This window comes from Leisingera sp. ANG59, from assembly GCF_013317235.1.
GTDB lineage: Bacteria > Pseudomonadota > Alphaproteobacteria > Rhodobacterales > Rhodobacteraceae > Leisingera.
Genome location: NZ_WLCM01000015.1, coordinates 1 through 20,715, shown reverse-complemented (window position 1 = coordinate 20,715; position 20,715 = coordinate 1). Strand labels below are relative to the sequence as shown.

General features: G+C 66.6%; 14 protein-coding genes. 9 read left to right on the top strand and 5 right to left on the bottom strand.

Features of this window, described 5'->3' with window-relative positions:
* Positions 1 to 104: 104 nt before the first annotated feature.
* On the bottom strand, positions 105 to 464 hold the full coding sequence (gene gcvH, locus GKC28_RS14345) for a glycine cleavage system protein GcvH (RefSeq protein ID WP_039183528.1): 360 nt from the start codon (positions 462 to 464) through the stop codon (positions 105 to 107).
* A gap of 177 nt (positions 465 to 641) precedes the next feature.
* Positions 642 to 2,090: a glutamine synthetase family protein gene (locus GKC28_RS14340; protein ID WP_174147589.1), complete on the bottom strand. Its 1,449-nt coding sequence runs from the start codon at positions 2,088 to 2,090 to the stop codon at positions 642 to 644.
* 213 nt (positions 2,091 to 2,303) lie between these two features.
* Here GKC28_RS14340 and GKC28_RS14335 point away from each other — a divergent pair, with 213 nt between their 5' ends.
* The 3 genes from GKC28_RS14335 to GKC28_RS14325 all read left to right on the top strand — a co-directional run bounded on the left by GKC28_RS14335 (position 2,304) and on the right by GKC28_RS14325 (position 4,566).
* Complete coding sequence (locus GKC28_RS14335; protein ID WP_174147588.1) at positions 2,304 to 3,080, top strand: IclR family transcriptional regulator C-terminal domain-containing protein; 777 nt, start codon at positions 2,304 to 2,306, stop codon at positions 3,078 to 3,080.
* 66 nt (positions 3,081 to 3,146) lie between these two features.
* On the top strand, positions 3,147 to 3,461 hold the full coding sequence (locus GKC28_RS14330) for a hypothetical protein (RefSeq protein WP_065267648.1): 315 nt from the start codon (positions 3,147 to 3,149) through the stop codon (positions 3,459 to 3,461).
* 121 nt (positions 3,462 to 3,582) lie between these two features.
* Positions 3,583 to 4,566, top strand: a complete 984-nt coding sequence (locus GKC28_RS14325; RefSeq protein ID WP_174147587.1) for a type I glyceraldehyde-3-phosphate dehydrogenase — start codon at positions 3,583 to 3,585, stop codon at positions 4,564 to 4,566.
* A 46-nt stretch (positions 4,567 to 4,612) separates the two neighbouring features.
* Here GKC28_RS14325 and GKC28_RS14320 read toward each other — a convergent pair whose 3' ends face one another.
* Together GKC28_RS14320 and GKC28_RS14315 are read right to left on the bottom strand one after the other, a co-directional pair.
* On the bottom strand, positions 4,613 to 5,221 hold the full coding sequence (locus tag GKC28_RS14320) for a hypothetical protein (protein ID WP_174147586.1): 609 nt from the start codon (positions 5,219 to 5,221) through the stop codon (positions 4,613 to 4,615).
* Between the two features lie 61 nt (positions 5,222 to 5,282).
* On the bottom strand, positions 5,283 to 5,585 hold the full coding sequence (locus GKC28_RS14315) for a hypothetical protein (RefSeq protein ID WP_174147585.1): 303 nt from the start codon (positions 5,583 to 5,585) through the stop codon (positions 5,283 to 5,285).
* A 436-nt stretch (positions 5,586 to 6,021) separates the two neighbouring features.
* On the opposite strand from GKC28_RS14315, the gene GKC28_RS14310 reads away from it, so the two are divergent.
* The 4 genes from GKC28_RS14310 (at position 6,022) to GKC28_RS14295 (ending at position 13,525) form a co-directional block, all read left to right on the top strand.
* Positions 6,022 to 7,824, top strand: coding sequence for an autotransporter assembly complex family protein (locus tag GKC28_RS14310; protein WP_174147584.1), 1,803 nt, complete (start codon positions 6,022 to 6,024; stop codon positions 7,822 to 7,824).
* A complete protein-coding gene (locus GKC28_RS14305) occupies positions 7,821 to 11,453 on the top strand; it encodes a translocation/assembly module TamB domain-containing protein (RefSeq protein ID WP_254604244.1) in 3,633 nt (1,210 codons plus the stop codon). The genes GKC28_RS14310 and GKC28_RS14305 overlap by 4 nt, the downstream gene beginning before the upstream one ends.
* Positions 11,454 to 11,540: 87 nt before the next feature.
* Positions 11,541 to 12,578 (top strand): glycosyltransferase family 2 protein, encoded by a 1,038-nt coding sequence (locus GKC28_RS14300; protein ID WP_368041125.1) that lies wholly within the window; start codon positions 11,541 to 11,543, stop codon positions 12,576 to 12,578.
* Positions 12,575 to 13,525, top strand: coding sequence for a glycosyltransferase family 2 protein (locus tag GKC28_RS14295; protein ID WP_174147583.1), 951 nt, complete (start codon positions 12,575 to 12,577; stop codon positions 13,523 to 13,525). Before GKC28_RS14300 ends, GKC28_RS14295 begins: the two co-directional genes overlap by 4 nt.
* 7 nt (positions 13,526 to 13,532) lie before the next feature.
* Here the strand turns inward: GKC28_RS14295 and GKC28_RS14290 are convergent, their stop codons facing one another.
* Positions 13,533 to 14,285, bottom strand: coding sequence for a WecB/TagA/CpsF family glycosyltransferase (locus tag GKC28_RS14290; RefSeq protein WP_174147582.1), 753 nt, complete (start codon positions 14,283 to 14,285; stop codon positions 13,533 to 13,535).
* Positions 14,286 to 14,477: 192 nt separating this feature from the next.
* Between GKC28_RS14290 and GKC28_RS14285 the strand changes: the two genes are divergently transcribed.
* Together GKC28_RS14285 and GKC28_RS14280 are read left to right on the top strand one after the other, a co-directional pair.
* Positions 14,478 to 15,941, top strand: coding sequence for a hypothetical protein (locus GKC28_RS14285; RefSeq protein ID WP_174147581.1), 1,464 nt, complete (start codon positions 14,478 to 14,480; stop codon positions 15,939 to 15,941).
* Between the two features lie 261 nt (positions 15,942 to 16,202).
* On the top strand, positions 16,203 to 20,715 hold a 4,513-nt coding region (locus GKC28_RS14280; protein ID WP_174147580.1), incomplete at its 3' end, for a type I polyketide synthase.

The following is a 20,715-nucleotide window of genomic DNA, read 5'->3' as shown; positions in this document are numbered from 1 at the left end:
GCCCGGCATCATTCCCCGGCTTCTTTCTGGTTCCAAATACTCCCGCCGGAGGCACCGGCTTTTTCCTCCGGGAAAAAGCCGGTTTCACAACACGGGCAACTGGATCAGCCGATGAAGTCCTTGTAGCCGGCCTCATCCATGTAATCGTCCATCGGCGACAGGTCCGACGGTTTGATCTTGAAGAACCAGGCGTCGCCCTCGGCGTCCTCGTTCACCTTGCCGGGATCGTCGGCCAGCGCCTCGTTCACCTCGACGATCTCGCCGTCCAGCGGGGCGAGAATGTCGGAGGCGGCCTTGACCGATTCAATCACCACGATCTCGTCATCCTTGGAGACCTCGGTGCCCGGCTCGGGCAGCTCGACATAGACCACCTCGCCCAGCTGCTCGGCGGCGTGGGCGGTGATGCCGACGGTAATGAGGTCGCCCTCGGGCAGCAGCCACTCGTGTTCCTCGGTGTATTTCATGGGGGTGTTTTCCTTCGAAGAGGCGTGGGTTTTCAATGTGTCGGGCCGCCGGAAATGGCGCCGCGGATGGCAAGGGGCGGCCCCTCGCATACGCGGGTATACGGTATCAACGGGCGGGGCGGGCGATCAAGACGGCAATTCATCCGGAGGCGGAGATTTTGCCCCCCCTTCCGGGGCTCAGAACAGGTTGAAATACTCCGCCTGCTCCCATTCGCTGACGGTGTCGAGGTAGCGTTCCCATTCGAAGGTCTTGAGCTTCAGCAGGTAGTCCACAGTGTCTGCGCCCAGCGCATCGCGGCAGAGGGCGGAGCCTGCAAAACCCTCCAGCGCCTGGCCAAGCGAGCGCGGCAGGCGCGCGCCGTCTTCGCTGTAGGGCGACAGGGTGGGTTTCGGCGCCTCCAGCCCGTCCCTGATGCCGGCGGCGCCCCCGATGATCTGGGCGGCCAGCGCGTAATAGGGGTTGGCGGAACTGTCCGGGGCGCGGTTCTCGATCCGGCTGGCGGGGTCATGCGGCTGCATCAGCGCGCGCAGCATGGCGCCGCGGTTGTCCTCGCCCCAGCCGATGCGGCTGGGCGCCAGCTGGAACGGCAGGTAGCGCTTGTAGCTGTTCACCGTGGGGGCGATCAGCAAGGAGGTCTCAGCCGCGTATTTCAGCAAGCCGGCCATCCAGGCGCTGGCAGGCGGGGTCAGCATCCCGGCGGTTTCCGGCACGAACAGGTTGCGGCCCGTCGCCAGGTCCTGCAGCGACTGGTGGACGTGCCAGCCGTTGGCCATGGCGTTGTCCAGCCGCGGCTTGGCCATGAAGCTGGCGTGCAACCCGTTGCGGGCGCAGACCTCCTTGACCATGGTGCGGAACATCACCATCGCGTCGGCCTGGGCCATGGCGCTGTCGGGGGCAAAGGTGAACTCGACCTGGCTGGGGCCCATTTCGATTTCCACCGAGCGCACGGGCAGGCCCAGTTTCTGGGCGTTGCGGCGCAGCAGGTCGAGGATGCCCTCAACCTCGCCATAGCGGGTTTCGGTGAGGTACTGGTAGCCCTGGGTCAGGTTGCGGGTCTGCACCGGGGCGCCGGGGCGGGTGGCCTGGGAATGGGCGTCGGATTTATCCGCCAGTTCGAACAGGTGGAACTCCACCTCCAGCCCGAAGGTGGCGGCCATGCCCTGCGCCGCCAGCATCTCCACCTGGCGCTGCAGCACGGCGCAGGGGGCAAAGGGGATGGGCCGCCCGTCCTGATAGACCGGGGTGCAGAAGATCCAGGCGGAATGACCGGACCAGGGCAGCGCGCGCCAGGTGTTAGGGCGCGGCACCAGCAGCACGTCGCCAGCCCCCTGCATCGGGCCAGCCAGATCCGCGCCCTCCTCCCACACCGGGAAGGCGGTGCGGTGCGAGGTGTCCTTGAGCAGCAGGGGTGCGGGCACGTTCAGGCCGCGGTCAAAGACGGAGGCAAAGGCTTCCGCCATCACCGTCTTGCCGCGAAGCAGCCCATGCTGATCGGGGAACAGCACCCGCACCGTCTCGATCCCGTCGAACTGGGCGCGGGAGGTGATTTCCGCCGCCTTGCGGCAGTCCTCGGAGGTCAGCAGCCCCATGCGGGCCAGTCTGCCGGATGTGAAATCTTGTGCCATGGGCGGCCTCGTAATGCGGAGCCACTTGAAATTGCACCGGAAATGCCCCGCCGTCCAGCCGGCGGAGATTTTTGCCGCAACCCGTTGCGCAATCTGGATATTGCGGTGCCTTTGCGACTTGACAGCGTTCGCAAAGCGAACATTGTAGCCAGCATTCGCACAAATCCGCTGCTGGCAGCGGTTTTTTCAGGATCAGGACGGAGCGGCTACGCGATGGCAACGGCAGAACAGGACAGGAATATTTCGTCGAGCTTTGCCAAGGGGCTGGCGGTTCTGGCGGTGTTTGATGCAGAGACCCCCAGCATGACCCTGGCCGAAATCGCCCGGCGCAGCGGCCAGGACCGGGCCACCGCCCGGCGAGGCGCGCTGACGCTGGTGCAGGCAGGCTATCTGCGCCAGGACGGGCGGATGCTGTCGCTGACCCCGCGGGTGCTGGCGCTGGCGGGCGGTTTCCTGCAGGCCAACCAGTTCGGCCGCCGGGTGCAGCCGGTGCTGAACCGCCACGCCCGGCAGCTGGAAATCGAAGTGACGCTGGCGATGCTGGACCAGGGCCGGGTGCTGCTGCTGGCGCAATCGACCGTCGAGCACGGCCATATCACCTATGGCTTCACCGCCGGCTCCCGCATTCCGCTGGCGCACACCAGCCTGGGGCGGATGCTGCTGGCCGGGCTGCCGGAAGCGGAGGCTGCGAAAGTGCTGGCTGCAACAGAGATCCCGCGCCACACCGGCCAGTCACTGGCGGAACCGGAGGCCATCCTGGAGCGCGTCGCGAAAGCGCGCGAGCAGGGCTATTGCGTGACGGACAGCGAATTCGAGGCCGGAATCACCGGTTATGCGGTGCCGGTGTCGCGCCCCGGCCGGACGCCGATCGTGGCGGGCTGCTCAGCGCCGCGGGGGTCGCAGCCTGAGGCGGATGCGGAGCGGCTGCTGCGGGGGTTGCAACTGTGCGCCGCGGAACTGCGGCAGGCGGAAGCGGTGGATCACCTGTAAGCTGCGTCTTGCTTTGCTCCGGGCCTGCGCTAGGCTGGAACCAGAGATTTCCGCAGGAGCATTTTGATGATGAAACAAACCGCATTGGCAGCGGCCCTGTGCGCCGCGCTGGCCCCGGCAGCCGGGGCCAAGGGCGTCGAAGGCAAGCAGGTCACCGTGCTCGGCCGCGACTGGGTGGTGGCGCCGGTGGAGGACGCGCCGGGCCGCTACAGCGCCACCCGGATGAACCTGGAGCACCTGGCCTTCCGCCCGCCCGCGGTGCTGACGGCGCGCCAGGCGGTCCGCGCCATTCGCACGGCCACCGGCTGCAGCGTCAACCTGGACACGATGGTGCGCAATATCACCGGCACCTATTACGCCCAGGTGATCTGCCGCAAATAGGAACAGCTTTGGCGGATCCGCGGTTTTGACGCATTAATCTGAAACATCCTCTTGGAAAATGTGATCATTTTACCAGGCAGTGCGGATTGAGCGGCGCCGGTGCGCCTGCCATAGATTGCGCATGAAACTTGCTATCAACGGATTCGGCCGCATCGGCCGCGCCATCCTGCGCCAGATTCTGACCACATCGCGCGGAGACGGCATCGAGGTGGTGCGGATCAATGATATCGCGCCCTTGGACATGTGCGCCTATCTGTTCCAGTACGACAGCACCTTCGGACCCTTCGCCCACCCGGTCGAGCATGGGGGTGATGCGCTGCGGGTGATGGGCCGCAGCATCCCGGTCAGCCATGAACCCGATTTGACCAAGGTGGACCTGTCCGGCGTCGATCTGGTGCTGGAGTGCACCGGCATTGCGCGGACGTCCGATGTGGCGGAGCGCGGACTGAAGGCGGGGGCCGCCAAGGTGCTGATCTCCGGCCCTTCCCCAGCCGCCGAGCGGACCATGGTGCTGGGTGCCAACGAGGACGCATTGGGGGATACCCGGATTGTCTCCAACGCCTCCTGCACCACCAATGCGCTGACGCCGCTGGTCAAGCTGCTGGACCAGATCGCGGGGATCGACACCGCGCATATGACCACCATCCACTGCTATACGAACTCGCAGCCGATGGTGGACGCGCCGCGGGGCGATTTTGCGCGTTCGCGCGGCGGCGCGCAGTCGATGGTGCCGACCACCACCTCTGCCATGCATCTGATCGACGAGGTGCTGCCGCATCTGAAGGGCCGCGTCAGCGGCGCCGCGGTGCGGGTGCCGACCGCCAGCGTTTCCGCCATTGATCTGGTCGCACATCTGAAAACCCCGATGAAAGAGGCAGAGTTCAGCGCAGCCCTTCGCGAAGGTGTTGCTGCCTCGAACGTTCTGGGCTGGACTGACATGCCGCTGGTTTCCTCCGACCTGCGGGCGCGGACCGAGTCGCTGGTGATTGCCGGGCCGGAAACCCGCATGGCCGGAGAGCAGCAGGTGCGGGTGTTCGGCTGGTATGACAATGAATGGGGCTTTTCCGCCCGGATGCTGGATGTGGCGCGGATGATGGCGGGGTAAGTCCCCCCTGCCGCCGTTCTTGCAAGCCCGCCCCCGGCGGGCTTTGCTACTCCTGCGAGGAGCGTTTCCCGGCCGCCAGGCGCAGCCAGCGGAAGATCAGCGTCAGCATCAGCATGCAGACCGCGAGGCCGAGCAGATCGCCGGCGGCATAGACCGCCATCACCGGCAGCTGGTCACCGGGAAAGATAAGGCCCGAGAACACAACGGACTGCCCTGACGAATTGATCATGGAGGCCAGTGCACCAACAGCCAGAAGACTGGTCCAAGCAATCCGCCGTGACTGGCCGACATACAGCTGCCAGCCGAACAGACCTGCTATTTCAAAGGCTGCAAAAGCCGAAACCGCGCCTACCGCGATGGATTCCAGCAGCACCGGCTCCATCAGCTGCCGCACGCCTGCGTCTGTGAACATCATCTCTGACAGGAAAGCGCCCGCAGCCAGCGGCAGAACCGCCCGCCAGCCGAACAGCCAGACCGCCAGCACCCGCACCCCGTGCGGCAGGTAGACAAGGCTGGCAAAGACCGTCACCTCCGGCAGGAACAGGCCCTGCACAGGCGTGACCACCCAAGCCGTCAGCCCGTGGCAGACGACATAAACCGCGGTGATGACCGCAAAACTCTGAATATCAGCCAGACGCTGCAGCACTCGTATCATGATGCCCGTTTAGACATCACATTCAAACGTTGCAATCAATTGATTACCCAGCCGGGCACCGTCATTTTGCCGCAGGATCGAAGCAGACGACGTAATGCTTGGCCTTGCTTCCGCCGGCCCGTTTGATCAGCCCCAGCTCCAGCAGCGACTTCAGCGTGCGGTGGAACGTGGCCTGTGCGAGCCCCTTGACCAGCCGGTGATTGCGGATCTGTTCGGATTGCACCGGTTCCCCCGGCGCTTGTGTCAGCGAATTTGCAGCCAGCAGCACATCGCGCTCTGACCGGCTCAGGCGGTCCAGGCCAAGATCCCGCTCCATCTGGTGAAGCATGTCGCGAAGTTCGAATATTGGTCTCAACCGGTCCAAAACCGCTCTCCCGGGTCCTCGAAAACTGCCCCCCCGGCGGGGGCAGGGTGAAATGATACCACACAACTTTATCAAACTGACAATTATATGGACAGTAAAATCATGCGTGGTATCATTCCAGTCAGGCTGGCTGCTTTGTGAGTGGTGGCTGTGCCTGACGTTAGTCTTGTTCTTTGTTAAACAGTGACAGCTCTGGCGGGATTACCCGCTGGAGCTGATTAAGCCTACCACATACCGTATTCAGCTTTCCAATGCTCATTGCCCGCCACCTCGGCACGGCGGAAACATGCGCGGCATTTCGCCGTTGCCGAACGCCGGCGGATTGCCGCCGCTTTGCCGGTTCCATCCGGCAATTTTCCCGTGCTAGGTTTGCGGAAGCGCCTGAAACCTGCCGCGGTTCCGGGCCCGATTTTTAAGCCCGCTGCCGGGAGCAAACATGATTTTTCCGATCCGCCCGCGCAGCTTGGCGCGCAGCCTTGCCCTCAGCCTTGCGGCCTTGCTGCCGCCTGCCGCCCATGCAGCAGAAGCCACATTGCAAGCCCCTGGCGCCGGCGACGAACTGGCGGACCGGCTGCGCGGCGCATCGGCTTCGGTTGCGGCAAGCGGCGAGACCAACGTGCAGGAGCTGCTGGCGGCCGCGCTGTCGGATTACCGCACGCTGGTGCAGGTGCTTTATGACGCCGGGCACTTCTCGCCGGTCGTGAATATCCGCCTCGACGGGCGCGAGGCGGCGCTGATCCAGCCGCTGAACCCGCCGCGGAACGTCCAGAAGGTCGAGATCATCGTGAAACCCGGCCCGCAGTTCGCCTTTGGCAGGGCGGAGCTGGCACCCTTTCCGCAGAACAGCGATGTGGAGATCCCCGAAGGCTTCGCCCCCGGTAAGCCGGCCGGCACCGGGGTGATCCGGGATGCCGCCATTGCGGGCGTGCGCGCGTGGCGCCGCAGCGGTCATGCCAAGGCGGAAGTGTCGGACCAGAACATCACCGCAAACCACCTGCAGGCGCGGCTGGATGCAGCGCTGCGGCTGGCGCCGGGCCCGAAACTGCGCTTCGGGCAGATGCGGATCACCGGCGAGACCAGTGTGACAGAAGACGCCATCCGCCGCATCGCAGGCTTCCCGGCGGGGGAAGAATTCCACCCAGACCTGATCTCGAAATCAGCCACAAGGCTGCGGCGCACCGGCACGTTTTCCAGCGTTGTGCTGCGCGAGGCAGAGCAGCCGAACCCGGACGGCACCCTGGATTTCGTGGCGCAGGTTGAGGACCTGCCGCCCCGCCGCCTGACCTTCGGCGCCGAGGTCAGCTCTTCCGACGGGCTGGAGCTGTCGGGCAGCTGGATGCACCGCAACCTGTTCGGCAATGCCGAGAAGCTGCGGATCGAAGCCCGCGTCAGCGGCATCGGCAGCAGCAACGACATCGACGGGCGCATCGCGGTGCGGCTGGACCGGCCGGCAAAGCTGGGGCCGGATGACAGCATTTTCTACCTCGCGGAAGCCGAACGGCTGGACGAGGAGCATTACTCCGCGACCCGCGTCTATGGCGCCATCGGGGCAAGGCGGACGTTCTCCGAGACGTTCTTTGCCGAGGCGGCTTTGGGGGTCTCCTCCACGCTGGCGGAGGACGTGTTCGGCAAACGCCGGTTCAAATACGTAGCCGGCCGCTTCCGCGCCGAATATGACGCCCGCGACAGCCGGGTGAACCCGGCCAGCGGCTACTTCCTGCAAGGCTCTGCCACGCCGTTCATCGGATACGGCGGCAGCAAGTCCGGTCTGCAGATGAAAGGCGACGGGCGCGCCTATTACGGGCTGGGCGCGGATGACTGGATCGTGCTGGCAGGCCGCGTGCAGCTGGGCTCCGTGGTGGGGCCGTCTCTCAGCGAGATCTCCCCCACCCTGCTGTTCTTCTCCGGCGGTGCGGGCACCGTGCGCGGGCATGAGTACCAGTCGCTGGGCGTGCCGGCGAACGGCGGCACCGCGGGCGGGCGCAGTTTTGCCGCCCTGTCCGCTGAAGTGCGCGGCAAGGTCACCGACAAGATTTCCCTGGTCGGTTTTTACGACCTCGGCTTTGTCGATGCGGACAGTTTTGTCTCCGGCTCCTCGGCGCGCCATGCCGGTGCCGGCCTCGGCCTGCGCTATGATGTGGCGGGCATCGGCCCGATTCGGCTCGACCTTGCCTATCCGGTGGACGGCGGCAGCGAGGACGGGCTGCAATTCTATATCGGAATAGGACAGGCGTTTTGAGACAGGTTCTTGGCTATACGCTCGCACTGGGCCTGACCCTGGCACCGGTTGCGGCGCAGGAGACCACCGAGGAAGACGCCGGCGGGCTGCTGGTTGATTTCCTGGAGGACACGCTGTCCGGCGACAGCCGCTATATCAGCGTGAGCGGCCTGGAGGGCGCGTTCTCCTCGCAGGCCAAGATCAGGAAGATAACCGTGGCCGACGAGGAAGGCATCTGGCTGACGGTCGAGGGCGCAGTGCTGGACTGGAACCGGCTGGACCTGTTGCGCGGGCGGTTCTCGGTCAATGAGCTGTCGGCAGAGCGTATCGCGATCGAACGCGCGCCTGAGCCGCTGCCGCCGGACCCGGAGCTGCCGGAAGCGGAAACCACCCCCTTTGCCCTGCCGGAGCTGCCGGTGGCCATCGAACTGGGTCAGATCAAGGCCGCCCGGATCGAGCTGGGCGAGGCATTGACCGGAACAGCCGCCAGCCTGCGGGTCGAGGGCACGCTGAAACTGGCGGACGGCGCGCTGGACACCAAGCTGGAGGCCGCACGGCTGGACAAGCCCGGCGACCACATCCGGCTGGAGGCTGCCTATGCCAATGAAACCCAGCAGATCACCCTGGACCTGTCGGCAAATGAGGCTGCGGGCGGGCTGATTTCACGCGGCCTGGACCTGCCGGGCAATCCCGATCTGCAGCTGACGGCCAAGGGCAGCGGCCCGGTCACGGATTTCACCGCCGATATCGCTTTCAGCACCAATGGAACTGAGCGACTGGGCGGCCAGGTGGTGCTGGCAGCCCGGCCTCTGCCTGCAGATGCCGCGCCTGAGACACCGCGCGACATCGGGTTTTCTGCCGACCTGGGCGGCAACATTGACGTGCTGCTGCCACCGGTGCACCGGCCGTTCTTCGGCCCCGGCCTGCGCCTGAACGTCAAGGGCCTGCGCGAGGGCAGCGGCGCGCTGACGCTCGATACGCTGGTCCTGCGCACCAACGCCCTGCGGATCACTGGCGCCGCAGCGCTGGATGCGGGCGGCAAGCTGGCCACCGCCAACCTGAAGACCGCGATCACCCCGCCCGCCGGCCAGGCTGCGGTCACGCTGCCGACCAGCGACGGCCAGACCACGCTGGCCAAGGCCGACCTGCAGCTGCAGAAAACCCTAGAAGGCCGCTGGGTGCTGGACGGGGTGCTGAACCAGCTGAGCCACCCTGGAGCGCTGGTAGATACCGCCGAAATCACGGGCCGCGGCACAGTGGACCAGACCAGCGGCTTTGCGCTGGAGGGCCGCCTGACGGCCGGCCTCAGCGGGTTCCGGCCCCGCGACCCGGCGCTGGCCAAGGCCACCGGCAACGAGATCCGCTTTGAGGGCACGCTCAGCACCGACGGGCCCGGCGCGCTGCATGTCACAGACATGGAGCTGCGCGGCAGCGACTATCAAGCCACGGGCGACGTGGCCTTTGACGGGCTGGAAGAGGGGCTGAAGGTCACCGCCGACCTGACAGCGGGCGCCGCGGATCTGGGCCGCTTTTCCGATCTGGCAGGGCGACCGCTGGGCGGTGCCGTGCAGGCCGCGGTCAAGGGGTCTTTCACGCCGCTGACCGGCGGGTTCGACACTGATCTTTCCTTGCAGGCGCAGGATCTGTCGGCGGGCATTGCCCAGGTGGATGAGCTGCTGGCGGGCACCACCTCGCTGGCTTTGAAGGCCGCACGGGATGAGAACGGCATTGCCATAGACCATTTCGACCTGGCCGGCAGCGCGCTGGCGGCCACGGCACGGGGCACGCTCAACAACCAGGCCGGGCAACTGGACATCACCGCCCGTCTGAACCGGCTGGAAGTGCTGGTGCCGCAGGCGCCCGGCACGCTGGAACTGGCCACCACCTTCAGCCGGACAGGCGACACCTTCAGTGGCGTGGCAGAACTGAAGGGGCCGCATAGCTCCAGCGCCAAACTGGACGGTTCGGTGACGCTTGAGGGCGACGCCGATTTCACCTTTGCCGCGGCCTGGAACGAACTGGAACGCTTTGTGCCGCAGCTCGCAGGCCGGCTCAGCGCCGAGGGCATGGCGGAACGGCGCAATGGCGAGTGGCAGGCCACGATCCAGGCCTCCGGACCTGCCGGAATTGCGGTGGAGGCCGAAGCCCGTTTCACCGAAAGCAACGGCAGCACCGATCTGAAGTTCGAAGCCGTGATGGCAGAGCTGCAGCGGCTGGTGCCTGATCTTCCCGGCCGGCTGGCGGCCGCCGGCACCGCCACCCGGCGCGACGGCACCTGGATGGTGGACAGCACCGCCAGCGGCCCGGCCGGCATCGACAGCCGCATCGAGGGCAGCTGGAACGAAGCCAAGGGCACCGCAGATGTGACCGCCAAGGGCACGCTGCGGCTGGAGGGGCTCAACCCGTTCATTTCCCCCAACCTGATGCAAGGGCCTGCGAACTTCGACATGTCGATGCGCGGCGTTCCGGCATTGGACGGGGTCAGCGGCACCATCTCCGTCCCCGGCGCCTCGCTGGCGATCCCGGCCGCGGCGCAGCGTGTGGATGACATCAGCGCGACGGTTTCCATCGCCAGTTCCAGCGCGCAAGTGCAGCTCTCCGCCCGCCCGCGCGACGGCGGCACGGTTCGGATCAGCGGCCCGGTGGGGCTGCTGCCGCCGTTCAACGGCAACCTGCAGATCGCGATTGGCGACGTGGTGGTTACAGATCACCTGTCCTTTGAAACCCTGCTGGATGGCAGCCTTGCGATGTCCGGCGCCATGGCGGGCAGCAACCGGATTGCCGGTCAGATCAATGTGGGTGAGACCAACATCAACCTGAACACGGCGGGCGGTTCGGTCTCATCTGCGCCGATCCCGCCGATCCGCCACGTTGGCGCCCCCCGCGAGGTGCACCAAACGCTCGCCCGTGCCGGGCTGACCGGCAATGGCAGCGGCGGCGCAGGCGGCCCGCCCGGCAGAACAGACCTGGACATCGTGATCAGCGCGCCATCACGGATCTTTGCCCGCGGGCGCGGCCTGCGCTCGGAACTGGGCGGCCAGATCCACCTGCGCGGCACCACCGCGCGGCCCTCGCCCTCCGGCCAGATCAGCCTGATCCGCGGGACCTTTGACATCCTCGGACGGCGGCTGGAACTGGACGAAGGCCGCATCACCCTGTTGGGCGACCTGAAACCCTATCTGGAGTTCAAATCCACCGCTGCCACGGAACAGGGCACGGCGACGCTGGAAATCTCCGGCCGGGTCGATGCGCCGGAGATCAAGGTGACCTCCGACCCGCCGCGCCCCAGCGAAGAGGCGCTGGCGCTTTTGCTGTTCGGCGACAATATCGGGGATATCTCGCCGCTGGCGCTGGCGCGGCTGGCCGGCTCGGCGCTGACCCTCAGCGGCCGCGGAGGTGGCGCCCAGAGCAAGCTGCGCCAGGCCACCGGTGCGGATGATGTGGATATCGGCACCGACAACCTGGGCACCGGGCAGCTGGGGCTGGGCGGCTATGTGGCGGAAAACGTTTATACCGATTTCAACGTCAACACCCAAGGCGACAGCGAGCTGAGCATCAACCTGGACGTCACCAAAAGCCTGACCGTTCAGGGCACCGTGGACAGCGAGGGGGAAACCGGAGTCGGCCTGTTCATCAAGCGGGACTATTGACCGTGCTGCCTGAGCGGGGCTTGCAGAGGACGGAATAAGCCGGCAAGCTGCCAGCGGTATTCCGGGCAACCGCAGATCGGGGACGCTGTGGGCAGAACATTCACCCAGAAGCTGGCAAGCCGCGCCAGCCGTATCGCGCACCGCGCCAGGTTCCGCGCCTCACTTGGCCATCTGCACGGGCCTGCCCGCCGCTTTGCGGCGCCCGGTCAGGTGGTGCTGATCGCCCTGGTGCGCGACGGCGCCTATTACCTGGATGTGTTTTTCGAGCACTACCGGCGGCTTGGCGTCTCTGCTTTCGTGTTCTTCGACAACGGCTCTGCCGACGGCACAATCGAACGGATCCGGCAGGAGCCGGACACCGCGCTGCTGCAGTCCCCCCTGCCCTGGCTGGAGTTTGAAAACACCTTTCGCACCTTTGCAGCGGACCGCTATGGCCGGGACCGATGGTGCCTGTTTGCCGACATGGATGAGCTGTTCGATTTCGAAGGAAGCAGCAGCGCCGGGCTGGCAGGCCTGACCCGCTACCTGGCGCGGCAGGGATACACCGCACTGCAAGCCGAGATGCTGGAGATGTTTCCCAAGGGCCCGCTGGCTGGGGCAGCCGGGCTTTCATACGCAGAGTCTGTGCAGCGTTTCCGTTTCTCAGATGTCAGCGCAGTGCGGGCGGTCCCTTATACGTCTGAGGACACCGGTTTTGCCTATTACCTGCGCCAGAACTCGCTGCCGCCCGGCGGCGCGCAGATGCTGTTCGGCGGGGTGCGGGGCAAGGTCTTTGGCGAGACCTGCTGCCTCAGCAAGCACCCGCTGGTGTTCAACGGGCCGGGCGTGCAGGCGGCGGTGCATCCGCATGCCTCAGCCGGGGTGCGGGTTGCGGATTTCGAAGGGCTTATCCGCCACTACAAATTTGCCGGCGACTGTCTGGCGCGGGATCTGCAGATCCAAGCCGAAACAGTCTCCCAGCACGGCGAGGACCGCCAGCGCAGCAATGCGATGCAGGCGCAGCCGGAGCTGAGCCTGTGGTCGGCGGACGCGGCCGAGGACGCCGGGATCGCGGAGCTGCAGCGCCAGGGTTTCCTGCGCAGCTCGCCAGCGTACCGCGCCTTTCTTGCCGGAGAGGCCGCATGAGCGCCGCCGCCATCGCCGCCGTGGTCATTGGCCGCAACGAAGGGGAGCGACTGATCCGCTGCCTGCGATCCTTGCAAGGCCAGGTGCAGCAGCTGGTCTATGTCGACAGCGGCTCGACGGACGGCTCGGCGGCGGCGGCGCGGCATCTGGGAGCACAGGTGGTGGACCTGGAGCTCAGCCGGCCGTTCACCGCCGCCCGCGCCCGCAACGCCGGGCTGGCAGCGCTGCAGACCGGGATCGAGTTTGTGCAATTCGTGGATGGCGACTGCGAGGTGGACCGGGACTGGATTGCCACCGCCGCCGGCTTCCTGCAAGCCAGCCCCAAGGCAGCGGTGGCCTGCGGGCGGCGGCGGGAGCGGTTTCCTGAGGCCTCCGTCTACAACCGGCTGTGCGATGCGGAATGGGATACCCCGGCGGGCGAGACCAAAGCCTGCGGCGGCGACGCCCTGATGCGGGTCGCGGCGGTCTATACCGCGGGCGGCTACCGCGAGGAGCTGATCGCCGGGGAGGAGCCGGAATTGTGCCTGCGGCTGCGCCGCGCCGGCTGGCAGGTCTGGCGGCTGGAGGCTGAGATGACCCTGCATGATGCGCAGATGCTGCGACTCAGCCAATGGTGGAACCGCAGCCGCCGCGCAGGCCACGCCTTTGCCGAAGGCGCCGCATTGCACGGCGCCAGGCCGGAGCGCCACTGGGTTGCGGAGACCCGCCGCGCGCTGCTGTGGGGCGCGGCTTTGCCTGCCGTCATCCTCATGGCCGGGCTGATAAACCCGGTTCTGCTGCTGGCGGCGCTGATCTATCCGGCGCAGGTGCTGCGCCTGTCCCGCCGCATGGGCTTCGAACGTGCTCTGTTTTCAGTGCTCGGAAAGTTCGCCGAGGCCGCGGGCGCGCTGGAGTTTTACTGGCACCGCTGGCGCGGCTCTGCGCGCGGCATACTGGAGTACAAGTAGCCCGACATCAGCGGCCCCGGATGCGCCAGGCTGCGAAAGCAAGCCCGGGCAGGATGGCCAGGCATTTCATATAGCGCGGCAGCAGCCGGGCGGGGCTGGACAGCGCCCGCCACAGCCATTCCATCGCAATGGCGCGGACCCAGGCCGGAGCGCGTTTCTGATGGCCACCGAGAAAATCCAGCCCGGCGCCGACCGAGGCAAAGCCCGCGGCCGGCGCCAGCTTGCGGCCGCGCTGGGCAAGCCGCTCCTGCTTGGGGGCGCCCAGCGCCAGGAAGCACAGGCAGGGGCCTGTGGCATCCAGCCGGTGCAGGATCCGGTCCGCCTCTTCACCATCGGGGTCAAAGCGGCCCGCAGGAGCATGGGCCCATGCGACCTCCAGCCCTGGCACGGCTTCTGTCAGCGCATCTTTGGCATCCTGCAGCACCTCTTCCGTGCTGCCCGCCAGCACCACCGGCACCTTGGCCTCAGCCGCCAAGCGGCACAGCGGCAGCACCATGTCGGAACCGGGCATCAGCTCTACCGGGCGGCGGGCGAGACGCGACAGCCAGACGATAGGGCGCCCGTCCGCCACCACCAGATCCTGCGCCTGGTAGGCGGCCAGGAATGCCGGCGACTGCCCCAGTTTGACCAGGTGATCGAGGTTGACCGTGGCCAGCGCAAAGCCCTGGCGCGCCTTGAGCCGGGCGCGGATCTCCGCCTCCAGAAGCGCCCGGCGGGGCATGTTCACCGCCACCCGGCGGCCGTTGAATTCGAAATGCACTCCATCCCCCGGTCCTTGACGGCTCCCTGATACATCCCGCGCCCGTGTCAGGCCAGCGCAGGAAGCTGATCCCCGCGGCCAGCGTGGCATCGCTGCACACTGTTAACCCGTTGTTGCAAATCCGCGCGACAGCGCCGCGCGCAACAGGTAAACTTTGACGCAAATACCGGGGAACTGAGGGAGCACGGGGCTTTGCCCAACGCGTTGGCCTATCTGATGCTGCTGGCCTGGCCGCTGGCCAGCCTGATCCTGTTCCGGCGCCTGCCGCTGGAGCGGGCAATCCTGTGGTGCTTCATTGCGGGCTACCTGCTGCTGCCGCCTCTGGCCGAGTTCGACCTGCCGCTGGTGCCGGACATGGACAAGTTCGCGATTCCCTCGGTGATGGCCTTTGTGCTGTGTGTTTTCCTGCTGCGCAAACCGGTGCCGCTGCTGCCGCGGCACCCGGCGCTGCGGATGCTGGTCCTGCTGTTCGTATTCGGGGTCATCCCCACCGTTCTGACCAATGGCGAGCCGATCCTGTTCCGCCAGATCGCCAATTCCGACCCGATCATCTTTCTGACCGATCAGCTGCCGGGGCTGCGCTGGCGCGACCTGGGCTCGGTGATCATCAACCAGATGATCGTGCTGATCCCCTTCCTGCTGGCGCGCCGTTACCTGTCCACCCCCGAGGCCCAGCGCGAACTGCTGCTGGCGCTGATGATCGGCGCGCTGGCCTATACCGTCCCGTCGCTGATCGAGATCCGCTTCAGCCCGCAGATCAATGTCTGGATCTACGGCTTTTTCCAGCATGATTTCAGCCAGATGATCCGCCAGGGCGGCTTCCGCCCCATCGTGTTCCTGCCGCATGCCTTGTGGCTGGCGTTCTTTATGCTGTCAGCGCTGCTGGCGGCCGCCGCGCTGGCCCGCACCGCAGCTGGCGGGGACCGCATCCGCCTGGCGCTGGCCGCCGGTTACCTGTTTGCGGTGCTGGTTTTGTGCAAAAGCCTCGCCTCGCTCGCCTATGCGCTGGCCTTTGTGCCGGTTGTTGCGTTGGCGCCGCTGCGCTGGCAGCTGCGTGCGGCCCTGCTGCTGGCTTCGGTTGCCGTGGTCTATCCGATGCTGCGCAACACCGGGCTGGTCCCAACCGAGGAACTGGTGGCCCAGGCCGGCACCATCAGCGCCGAGCGGGCGCATTCGCTGAACTACCGCTTCGAGAACGAGGCGCAGCTCCTGGCGCGCGCCGCCGAGAAACCCTGGTTCGGCTGGGGCGGCTGGGGCCGCAACCTGGTCCGGCACGAGGAAACCGGTCAGATCCTGTCGATCCCGGATGGCCGCTGGATCATCGTATTCGGCACTTTCGGCTGGCTCGGCTATATCGCCGAGATGGGGCTGCTGGCGGCGCCGCTGGTACTGCTGGCCCTGGCGGCCCGCCGGGCCCCGCGGGGCAGCGTGTCGCCCTATGCTGCCCCGATTGCCCTGATGCTGGCCGCCACCATGGTGGACATGCTGCTGAATGCCACACTCATTCCAATCACCTGGATGTGCGCTGGATCGGTTCTGGGCTATGCCGAGAGGCTGCTCTACCCGGGCTTGTTCCAGCGGAAACCCGCGCTATTCGGCGGGGCGCAGGCGCTGATGCCTGACACCGCCGGGCCTGAACGGCGCAGCATCCTGTGATGCCGCAATGTTTCCGCTTTTCCGGCCGAAATTGACACAATGCGTCCACAGGACAGCCGCATGGATTGACGAAAGTAAATTTGAGTTCACCCGGCCCCGCGGAACAGATGGGGATCCAAGCCGCCAAGCCGGGCCAGCAGCCGGGGAGAACCCCGGCACCCGAAAATTAACCCGTCCGGCGGGCCCTGCCATTTCCGCAATGCGGATTGGCTGCGGCGTGCCGGGCTGTTTGCGAAGGGCCAGTGGGGTCAGGTAGTGACGATGCAGGATGGGAAACCCGCAGCCGGGGGCGCTGCAAACAAGACAAAGCCCGGTGACATTGCCATTGTCGGGCTGTCGGTGACAGTGCCGGGCGCGGGCTCTGCCGAGGCGTTCTGGCGGAACCTGCGCGACGGCATTGAATCGATTGAGGTGCTGGACCGGGACACCCTGCTGGCCAACGGCGAGCGGGCATCCGTGCTGGCGGACCCGAACTATGTGCCCGCATCGGCCCGGCTGCAGGGGTTTGACGAATTCGACGCGGAATTCTTCGGCTTCAGCCCCAAGGAAGCCGCCATCCTCGACCCGCAGCACCGCAAGTTCCTGGAAGTGGCCTGGGGCGCGATGGAGAACGCGGGCCACCCGCCGGAAAGCATCAACGGCCCCATCGGCGTTTACGCGGGCTGCGGCATGGGCAGCTATTTCTATTTCAACATCTGCTCGAACCCCGCTCTGGTCGATGACGTGGGCATGTTCCTGCTGCGCCACACCGGCAACGACAAGGACTTCCTGTCGACCCGCGTCAGCCATGTGTTCGACCTGCATGGGCCGTCGGTCAACGTGCAGACCGCCTGCTCCACCTCGCTGGTGGCGGTGCATTACGCCTGTAAAGCCCTGCGCGAGGGCGAGTGCGACATGGCGCTGGCGGGCGGCGTCACCATCGAGCTGCCGCAGGGGCGCGGCTACCTCTACAAGGAAAACGAGATCCTGTCGCCCGACGGCCACTGCCACGCCTTCGACCATAGGGCGCAGGGCACAGTCTTCGGCTCCGGCGCTGGTGCGGTGGCGCTTAGGCGGCTGGACGATGCGGTTGCCGATGGCGACCACGTCTGGGCGGTGATCAAGGGCTCGGCCATCAACAACGACGGCGCGGACAAGGCGGGCTATCTCGCTCCTTCGGTGGGCGGCCAGTCGGCGGCGGTGCAAGCCGCGCTGGAGGCCGCAGGCACCCCGGCGGACACCATCGGCTATGTCGAATGCCACGGCACCGGCACCTACCTGGGCGACCCGATCGAAGTGTCGGCGCTGACCGACGCCTACCGGGCCACCACGCAGGACACCGGTTATTGCCGCATCGGCTCGGTCAAGACCAACATCGGCCATCTGGACACCGCCGCGGGGGTTGCCAGCCTGACCAAGACCGCGCTGGCGCTGCACCACAAGGAAATCCCGCCCTCGCTGGGGTTTGAGGCGCCGAACCCGGCGATTGATTTCGAGACCTCGCCGTTCAAGGTGAATGCCGCCCTCACCCCATGGGCATCGCACAAGGGGCGGCGCCGTGCCGGTATCAACTCGCTCGGCGTCGGCGGCACCAATGCGCATGTGATCCTGGAGGAAGCACCGGAGCGGGCACCGTCTGAGGAAAGCGACTTCCCGTTCCAGATCCTCTGCATCTCCGGCCAGTCCAAGGCGGCGCTGGACGCCAACACCCTGGCCCTTGCAGAGTACCTGAAAGCCAACCCCGGGGCGGACCTGGCCGACGTGGCCTTCACCCTCAAAGAAGGCCGCCGCGGTTTTGCCAAGCGGCGGGTGCTGGTGGCGGAGACCGTTGCCGAAGCTGCTGACCTGATAGAAGAAAACGATCCGCGCAAGGTCTTCACCCACGACCGCCTCGGCAACAATCCCGAGGTGGTTTTCATGTTCCCCGGCGGCGGCGCGCAATATGCCGGCATGGCCCGCGACCTTTATGAGACCGAGCCGGTCTTTGCCGAGTGGATGGACCGCGGGCTGGACCACCTGCAGCAAAGCCTCGACTACGACATCCGCGCCATCTGGCTGCCCGGGGACGGCGAAAAGGACGCCGCCAATGCGCGCCTGCAGCAGCCCTCGGTGCAGCTGCCGCTGATCATGATCGTGGAATACGCGCTGGCGCAGCTGTGGATCAGCTGGGGCGTGAAACCCGCCGCGCTGGTTGGCCATTCGATGGGTGAAAACACCGCCGCTTGCCTGGCTGGCGTGATGCCCTTCGAGGACTGCATCGACCTGGTGCTGCTGCGCGGGCGGCTGTTTGATACCGTCCCTGCGGGCGGGATGCTTTCCATCGCCCTGCCGCTCAAGGAGGTCGAGGCCCTGATCGGCGATGACCTGGATATCGCCAGCGTCAACGCCCCCGCCCTCACCGCCGTCTCCGGTCCGCAGGACGCGCTGGACCGTCTGGCCGCAGAGCTGACTGCCCGCGAGGTTGAGCACCAGCGCATCCAGATCGACATTGCCGCCCACTCCCGGATGCTGGACGGCATCTTGCAGGAGTATGGCGATTTCCTCCGCTCCCTGAAGCTGAAAGCGCCCAAGCTGCCGGTGATCTCCAACCGCACCGGCGCGCCGCTGACGGCGGAGCAGGCCACCAGCGCCGAGTATTGGACCGGCCAGCTGCGCAACACCGTGCGCTATGCCGATTGCATCGAAACCCTGGCCAAGACGCCGGGCCGGGTGTTCCTGGAGGTCGGCCCCGGCAAGGCGCTGAGCGCTTTGGCCCAGATGTCGCCCGAGGTGCAGCCGGGCCAGGTGCTCAGCTCGCTGCGCCATCCGAATCAGGAGGTGATGGACGACAGCTATTTCTTCGGTGTCATCGGCCGCCTTTGGGCCTGCGGGGTGGAGGCAGACTGGGAGCAGATCTGGGGCGAGGCGCGCCGCAACCGCCTGCCCCTGCCCGGCTACGCCTTCCAGCGCAGCCGCTATTTCATCGAACCGGGAACGGCCGCGGCCAAGGAAGAACCCGCTCCTGCCCGCTACGACGACATGACCGATTGGGGCTACCGTCCCGCCTGGCGCCCGCGTCTGGCCGATTGCACTCTGGATGTGGCCCAGGAACTGGGTCAGGAGCCGCACAGCTGGCTGTTTTTCGAGGACGAATGCGGCCATGCCGCCCGCGCCGCAGACCGGCTGGAGGCCGCGGGCCATTCCGTCGCAAGGGTGCGTGCCGGAGACACCTATGCGCAGCTCACGCCGAACTCCTACGTTCTGCCGCCGGAACAGGGGCGTGCCGCCTATGGCGCGCTGCTGGCGGACCTGACCGAAGCTGGGCTGCTGCCGGACCGGATCGCGCATTTCTGGCTGGTGACGGAGGGCGAACGCTTCCGCCCCGGATCCTCCTTCCTTGACCGCAATCTGGAGATGGGCTTCCACGCCCTGACCGCCCTGGCGCAGGAGCTGGGCAACGCCGACTTTCCCGGCCCGGTGCATCTGACCGTCTTCACCACCGGCGCCGCACAGGTGCGGGATGAGGCCCTGCCCTATCCGGAGAAGGCGATGATCGCAGGCCCCTTGGGCGTGATCCCGCGCGAGCTGCCGGGGCTGACCTGCACCGCCGTGGATATCGAACTGCCTCAGGCGCCGCAGGGCCTGTTTGCCCGCAAACCGGCGGACACTGACATCACCCACCGCCTGCTGGAAGAGCTGATGGCGGATCCCGCCAATACCTCCGCCGCCTGGCGCAGGGACAAGCGGTTCGAACTCAGCTGGCGCCCGCAGCCCCTGCCCGCACCGGAAACACCGCCCTTCAAACAGGGCGGCCACTACCTGATCACCGGCGGCTATGGCGGCATCGGCCTGGCCATTGCCGGCCATCTGATGCGGGACTACGGGGCCAGGATCTCGCTGATCTCCCGCGAGGGCCTGCCGCCGCGCGGCGCCTGGGAGCGGTATCTCGCCAGCCACAGCCCGGCCAACCGCACCGCCCAGCGCATCCGCGCGGTGATGACGCTGGAGGCGGATGGCAAGGGCGCGGTGCTGCCGCTGGCCGCCGATGTCTGCAACAGCGGCGACTTGCGCAAGGCGCGGGACCAGGCCGAGGCAGCCTTTGGCCCCATCACCGGGGTGATCCACGGGGCCGGCGTCATCGACGACGGCCCGCTGCTGGCCAAGGACGAGGACCAGATCGCCCGGGTGCTGGCGCCAAAGGTCAGCGGGCTGCGGGCGCTGGACAGCGTGTTCCCGGACGGCAGCCTGGAACTGTTGGTGCTGCTTTCCTCCTCCTCCACCGTGACCCGTCCCGCCGGCCAGGTGGATTACATCGCCGCCAACGAATACCTCAACGCCTGGGCCAAGCACCGCGCGGGCGGGCAGACCCGGGTCATTGCCGTGGACTGGGGCGTCTGGGCCGACACCGGCATGGCCGCCGACGCGATGGCGGGCCGCAATGGAAACGCAGGCGCCAGCGAACCGGAACCCTGCCCGCAGCCGCTGCTGCAGCAGCAGGCCTTTGATGCCGCAGGCAACCGCATCTTCACCCCCCGTTTCAGCACCGCCGACTGGCTGCTGGACGAGCACCGCACCAAGGATGGCACCGCCCTGGTGCCCGGGACCGGCTATATCGAAATGGCTGCCGAGGCACTGGCTTCCATTGGAGCCGAAGACCCGTTCGAGATCCGCGACCTCTACTTCCTGCGTCCTTTGATTGCGGCAGCAGGCAGCCCGCGCGAGGCGCTGGTAAAGTTAGAAGCTAATGAAAATGGTTATGAACTGTTTGTTTACTCGAAGTTTACAAATGGTTACCGTCTGAATTGTCAGGCTATGC